We start from the raw sequence: 6297 nt of genomic DNA on the forward strand, positions 1-6297 counted from the left end.
ATGTTGAAAAAATCAATATTAATATTGCTATTCTTAGTTTTTATATCCCAGCAGGAAGTGTTAGCTAATAGTGATAAAAACACTGACAATCGATTGGATCTTCTTATGGGAAAAAACACACATAAACAATATCACGATTTTTTTGAAAAATTGAAGAAATCAGCTTTAAAAAATGATAAAAAAACCATTGCATCAATGGTAGAGTATCCAATTACTGTCACTGTAGGCCATAAAGAAATAGAAATTAAAAATAGAGAAGAGTTCATTTTCAAGTACAATACAATATTCACTAAAAACTTAGTAGGAAAATTAATCAATCAAAAATACTCCGATTTATTTATAAAAGATACTGGAATCATGATTGGTCAATCTGGGGAAATATTGTTTGGAGGTATATGCACTGTAAGTGATTGCAGTAAATTTCAAATAAAGATAATGCAAATAAATAATTAAAGATAAAAAACCTTCAGTATGCTATTAAAGAATAGTGGAGGTCTTTTTGTGAACCATCCATCTTAAATTATCAATAAAATTCAATTCATTACGTTATTAACATATGAAAGCATACAAATAACGGACAGCTTTTAACAATTTCATTAAACTAATTCTTAAACAATAAACAGCCAACACCACATTAATATTATAGAATCAACTATATTTTTCACCAGAGGTGGAAAAAGATTGTTCACTCTTGACTCTTTTCCTCACCCTTTAACAATATGAAAAACATGAAGAGATCACCAGATGTGGACAACGTGTAGGATTTTTGTAAAAAAACTAATTTATTATTTTATGTTTAGAAAATCCAGCTTATCAATTCATACTTTCGCCCTTGATAGAAATAGATTGGTATACGCTTAGGTATACAATGAAAGTTGAATTTAAGAAAAAATACTTTAATAACAATGCACTGTAATATTAAATCAATTTCCGCCAGCCCTCGAAGATGATTCCAGAGTCATTGGGTGAAGTCCTAAAAGCCCGCAAGGCGTAAGTATTGCGGGCTTTTAGGTGTCTGTAATCTTCCGAGAAGATCCGCCTGAATCCAGAGATAATTGGTGTGTGCCAAATTATGGTAAAAACGTATTATTATTATGGTGCATCCATATTTAGAACTAAAAGCCGACTAAATCTCATCACAACTTTACTTAAATACCTTCCTTTTTATTTCGCTGGGAAGATCCAAGATAATCCCCAACCACTCCTTAATACAATAATAATGCACTAAAAAACTTATCATTCAGCATAAAAAATCACCCTTATAAATTGATTGTTATTATTTTACTGGAAATACACTAGTGTATTAATAGGCGGATTTACTGGCGGTGCTTTAGCCGCATGGGAAATGGGCAACTGGTGGAAGTAATGATGAAAGTAGTCACTAGCCTAACGTTATCGCAAGTCAGCGAAGAAACAGATACCGCCCAGGCTTGCTCCGAAGTTCTGATGAATGGCAAGTCAACGGGGGTAACCATCCATGGAAAAGTGCTCGAAGCGGCCATACAGGTTGATGAGCATCGTTACCTGTTATTCGTGACGGATGGTGTGATTTTTGAGGAATTACTGACGGTCCTACTCTTCGACACCTCTCGAGGGGTAATAGACAAAATAATTATAGGTGGCGCTTACTCTACTGGGCACTTCGAGAACTTGAAGGTTTTTCCCCGTTCAGTAAGCTTCCACTTCACCGGTGACACTGCATGGACAATAAAAGTGTTGGCTTCTGCCACGATTAAACTGCCTTTTACTGATCCTCAGGGCGTAAGCCGTCCGCTAGGATTAAGAAAATATATAGATATTACCCGTTCGCCGCTAAACAACTCATAAGATTTAGCCCACCAGACCCTTAGCAAACAATTCCCCTAAATAGCAAAAGCCCGCAAGGCCTAAACGTCCTGCGGACTTTCTGGTGCCTATCAATCTCAGAAAACAAGCTAATATTTATTCTTCACCCATCATCGCGTTTAAACTGTATCCTCCCGAATTAGGCACTGTCTTCCCCTCACGCACTCTTCACCTTTTGCACACCTTCAACCGCTTCCTGTTCCGGGATAAAGGGTTCGCCAAGTGTCAGCATCAAACGGTTTGCCCAAGCAAAAAAAGCCGCTGACTGAATCAGATCGGTGATTTCTAGGGTCGTTAACGAGTGGCGTTGAAATGCGTGCAGGTGCGCTTGGGTTAAACGCGGCGGCGTCAGCGATAATGCGGCGACGGCCTCAATCTCCGCTTGCCAGCGGTCGGACTGTCCAGCGGATAATATACCCCCCGGTTGTACCTGCAACAGTAACGTAATTTCTTCGAGTTGTTTGGAGAGCTGACTCGCTTTTCTCGCGTGGACTGAGGCACAATAAATGCAGCCATTGACCTTACTCACTACGGTTGCCGCCTGCTCACGTTCGGCGCGGCTCAGACCGCCCGGGGTATAGAAAATACCTTTATCGATTAACGTCCGCTGCTCTAGTACTGGCTGGTTATGACCCAATAACAGAAAATAGTCGGAATGTTGATGACCAAAGCGAATCAGTACCTGTTGTTGCTGTTCAGTAAACGCATCAAAAGGTTTAGGCGGTAGCAACGGCTCCCATCTAAGCTCTTTACGGGTGAAGGCTTGGGGAGCACGCCAATTTCCAGCGGTTCGCGACTGCATGTGCCAACGTCCAGCCGTGTACGGGTACTGACGGTGGCTTATCAACTCGGTCGTTTTCCCCTGTTCCAGTAGTTTGCCATGTTGAAACACGGCTAACGTTCATTCATTTCATCGATAATGGTGGTAAAGAGTGGATTACCAATATCGAACGGAGCAGAAACCTTTAATGCACCACAAGGTTCTCCTATCGCATCAGAATAGAGGATTCCGCATCAAAGATATGTACTAATCCCTTAACAGCATGCTCAAAATAGTGTTTACCCGCATCCGTCAGAGGTAATTGCCGAGTGGTTCTCTGAAGCAACGACAACCAGAGGCGTTTTTCCAACATAGCAACGCGGTCGCTCACCGTCGATACCGGTATTTCCAATAAAAGCACCTTAACAGTACGACGTTTACACTTATCATGACTTTTTAAAAAAATCAATGTATCCGTCCCCCCTACTGTTAATTACCAAAAAACATAATATTAATCACCTCCATCTGAAAGATATAGTATTGCCTTCCTTAATATATTATTAGAAAAAAAACCAGATCTTAGTTTAAGAGAGTAATTCCAGACATTTTCAACCATGCGATTATATTGTGATTCATCAATAGAACCTACTACTTCATTAATATCGTTCAGCTCATTTATTACCAATCCCAACCCATCTTTTTTGATACGTTCAGCATGCGGTGAATAGCGATCAACGATAACAGGAAGCCCAGATGCTAGATAAAGTGAAAGTTTAAAAGGGTTATTGAATTGGCCATATCTTTCAGCGCCACCAAAATAACTTTTTTCTACTCTTTTGTTGCTATTATGATAAGAAACCAAGCCAAACCCTGCGTTAAGCTGGCCAGGAATATCGCTATTATTCAACTCTCCCATAATATTTAAATTACTTTGATTCCTTTCCTCTTCTGTCAGATCATTTGGATTCCCAATTAAGTTTATCAAAAACCTCCCATCATAATTAGAAAAATCCGTTTTATTAAGCGATCCAACAAATGTTAGCTCTTTTTTGAATTGTTTTTTGAAGGAAGGTGGAACTTCACAATAATAATCTGAAAGGCCCATGCTGATGATTTTTGTTTTTATACCCCCGTCTTTTACTAGGCGATCAGTCATTTTTTCGTTTGGCGAAATGACTAGTTGACATTGGTTCATTAATTGAAATTCGTTATCTCCAGTAAAATCTCTGTCACTGTCATCAAAAAGCCAGGCGATAACATCCCATAAGACTAGAGAAACTTTAACATCAGATAATGCTATCAGTTTTTTTATTAATAAACTTTCAATTCCATAATCTAGCCATGTTGGGAATTGGACAAAAACGATATCACCTGGTGATATCGGCGAAAGAACGTTTTCGATTATACCCTCAATTGAAACTTTAGACGCATTTCTAATACAATTAGTATTGTATTTTAGCGGTTTAACTCCAAGATCCGAAGAAAAATAAGCCATATCTCTATTAGCTATATACCCACTCGATATGGTGTAATAGTTTTCTGGTACATCTGCTTTAGTAATCCACACTGTCATAATAATTCCTGATATTCTCTACGCTATTTTTCACATAAATTCACTAATATAAAATACAAAAAAATAAATTAATCCTTAAGAGACTTAACATTTAATAAAGTAGAATTCAATTACAAAGTTAGTACTTACTTACTGACGATACGATGGAGTTATTACCAATGGGTGTTAATATATACCATGATATTTTACGTCATCTACTTTATTTGCAGTTTCCAAATTAAAGATTCGGAACTGATTCTCCGATACTGGGTCTGTAGAAAAACAGGCCGAGATCTTTTTCACCCTGATAATCGATCGATTTAGTAAACATTCACCCAATTTCTCGGTTTCTATACCGTAATATCCCACCGAAAGGATACTCAGCGTAGAGTACCTTTATAAAAATTAGTCTGGACCGTCGAGTGTAAAAGTAAAATTTTCATACTCATTTTATTAACGCCGAATCGTTCTCGATATCGTAATGTGCGTTAAGACGCAGGCCAAAAGAGTATGAATTCATTTGAACCAGTGCTCTGATTTCAAAGTGAATAATCCCATTACAGGCAGGTGACTGAATATCCCCCAAAAGTGAAATTACCAGTGTTTCAGCGGCGATACGCGGTTCGAATCGAATAATTGCCTCACGGATCTGCTGTTCAAGCTGACTCCATCCTTGGGCCATGGAATACTCTCCCACCATTGAAGCTACACCAAAATTCACTACGGAAGCCGCAGGATAGGGATACCGCTCACTGTTTACCGCACTCTCACTGTTCACTGTATTCAAAATATCGGCAATATTTTCCTGAATTAGCGCTCGCATTCTGCGTTCATCAAACTCAAACTTCCCCCAGGCTTCAGCCAGAGTGCGCGGCTCATCATCCAGTAAGCGCTGAAGTAAGCACGGCGGGTAAGACTTATTATTTAACATTATTATTACACCTCAAGATAATTATCATATCCCGACCCTAGAGATGACTGGACAGTCCTAGCTTATGCAGCTCGCTGTAGGTAAGTTCTGAAATATCACTGCGCTTAATTTTCTTGAGATGCTCGGGTGCTAGCACAGCAAGAATATCAGGCGAAGACTCTTCTACCCACTCAGGCTCGATCAGGTCGGAAGATTCAGTCAGCTCCTTAATGATACGGCTAATGAGGGCTGGTGTATTCAAAACACATTCAGAGACTGTCTTGTGTTTTACTTGCTCAATGCTGTGAAACAGCTCGTCGTCACTCTTAAGAATGTAATCCTGTCGCGGTTTATTTTTATTTTCTCCGGATGAATCACTCTCCCCCCACAGTAAATAATATTTATATTCGCGGTTTAGCTGTCGCAAAATATCATCATTATCTATTAAGTTATTATCATTACTGTTTACCGTCTGCCAGCCCGTATAGTGTCCGCCATGGGGCAGCAGCGATATTACCTCTACGAGTTCGTCCTTTGCCGCTTCCGGCGCCGTGCCCCTATTCTTAGCGTTAACGCTAAACAGAAATTGGCCGGCCTGAATTATCATCCCCGGTCGCAGCGTAACCGGTTCATCTGGCTGCAGGGCTACTTCGTTAACGAGGCATTGATAGCGCTGACTATGGCAGGTCAGTACAACTGAAAACTCTGTTCGTTCAATATGCAAAATGTCATGATGCCCTCCGGGGAGGGCGGTAATAAATTTTGCACCGAGCAGACAGAAGTACCCCGTCCTCTCAGGCAATATAACCGGCTGAGGACTTCCACTTAAGCGCGGTAGAGGCCAGTCTAAACGCAGCTGCATCGTTATTGGCCTATAAACACGTTGCCTGAACCTGTCAAAACACTGGATCCACAGGCAGTAATGTCACCCATACGTGCGGCCGGATAGCCATTGATAGTTATCGTTCCCGATCCACTGGCAATGACCGCACCGCCATGCAATCCACAGACAGTAGCGCTCGCGGCAAGCATGGCTGCAGGGAGTCCGTTAATGGTTACATTACATGAACCACTGGCGATGGCTCCCCCATGGCAAATAGCATCGCCTACTCTGGCTGCTGGTAGCATAGTTTACCTCCTTTATATAATGTTTAAATTCAATTAGTTACCTACTACTCAGGGTGGTGGATAAAAGGTATCTGATGGTTCTGGTGTGTCCGTCGGCGTCGG

Annotated in this window: 7 protein-coding genes and 1 pseudogene; 2 read left to right on the top strand and 6 right to left on the bottom strand. The window is 40.5% G+C overall.

Annotation, left to right across the window (positions count from 1 at the left end; translation table 11 throughout):
• Positions 1–3 precede the first annotated feature (3 nt).
• The gene (locus tag BMX14_RS10275) at positions 4–453 is read left to right on the top strand and encodes a hypothetical protein (RefSeq protein ID WP_143056409.1); all 450 of its coding nucleotides are present in this window, start codon (positions 4–6) and stop codon (positions 451–453) included.
• A gap of 912 nt (positions 454–1365) precedes the next feature.
• On the top strand, positions 1366–1827 hold the full coding sequence (locus tag BMX14_RS10280) for a hypothetical protein (protein ID WP_230527428.1): 462 nt from the start codon (positions 1366–1368) through the stop codon (positions 1825–1827).
• Positions 1828–2002: 175 nt separating this feature from the next.
• Here BMX14_RS10280 and BMX14_RS10285 read toward each other — a convergent pair.
• From BMX14_RS10285 to BMX14_RS10305, 6 genes and pseudogenes are all read right to left on the bottom strand, one after another.
• Positions 2003–2662 (bottom strand): annotated as a pseudogene (locus BMX14_RS10285) (alkylhydroperoxidase domain protein); the annotation flags it as partial.
• 169 nt (positions 2663–2831) lie between these two features.
• Positions 2832–3017: a LysR family transcriptional regulator gene (locus BMX14_RS16440; protein WP_177173130.1), complete on the bottom strand. Its 186-nt coding sequence runs from the start codon at positions 3015–3017 to the stop codon at positions 2832–2834.
• A 99-nt stretch (positions 3018–3116) separates the two neighbouring features.
• Positions 3117–4178: a hypothetical protein gene (locus BMX14_RS10290; protein WP_092676435.1), complete on the bottom strand. Its 1062-nt coding sequence runs from the start codon at positions 4176–4178 to the stop codon at positions 3117–3119.
• A gap of 424 nt (positions 4179–4602) precedes the next feature.
• The gene (locus tag BMX14_RS10295; RefSeq protein ID WP_092676437.1) at positions 4603–5088 is read right to left on the bottom strand and encodes a type VI secretion system baseplate subunit TssE; all 486 of its coding nucleotides are present in this window, start codon (positions 5086–5088) and stop codon (positions 4603–4605) included.
• Between the two features lie 37 nt (positions 5089–5125).
• Positions 5126–5929 carry a TagK domain-containing protein gene (locus tag BMX14_RS10300; protein ID WP_092676440.1) on the bottom strand — a complete coding sequence of 268 codons (804 nt, stop codon included), beginning with the start codon at positions 5927–5929 and terminating at the stop codon, positions 5126–5128.
• Between the two features lie 2 nt (positions 5930–5931).
• Positions 5932–6195, bottom strand: coding sequence for a PAAR domain-containing protein (locus BMX14_RS10305; protein ID WP_092676442.1), 264 nt, complete (start codon positions 6193–6195; stop codon positions 5932–5934).
• Positions 6196–6297 lie beyond the last annotated feature (102 nt).

The organism is Rosenbergiella nectarea (genome assembly GCF_900111105.1).
GTDB classification, from domain to species: domain Bacteria; phylum Pseudomonadota; class Gammaproteobacteria; order Enterobacterales; family Enterobacteriaceae; genus Rosenbergiella; species Rosenbergiella nectarea.

Excerpts from the sequence above, each read along its gene's own strand:
- BMX14_RS10300 (WP_092676440.1), bottom strand. The coding sequence starts at position 5,929 with ATGCAGCTGCGTTTAGACTGGCCTCTACCGCGCTTAAGTGGAAGTCCT.
- BMX14_RS10305 (WP_092676442.1), bottom strand. The coding sequence starts at position 6,195 with ATGCTACCAGCAGCCAGAGTAGGCGATGCTATTTGCCATGGGGGAGCC.
- BMX14_RS10295 (WP_092676437.1), bottom strand. The coding sequence starts at position 5,088 with ATGTTAAATAATAAGTCTTACCCGCCGTGCTTACTTCAGCGCTTACTG.
- BMX14_RS10280 (WP_230527428.1), top strand. The coding sequence starts at position 1,366 with ATGATGAAAGTAGTCACTAGCCTAACGTTATCGCAAGTCAGCGAAGAA.
- BMX14_RS10290 (WP_092676435.1), bottom strand. The coding sequence starts at position 4,178 with ATGACAGTGTGGATTACTAAAGCAGATGTACCAGAAAACTATTACACC.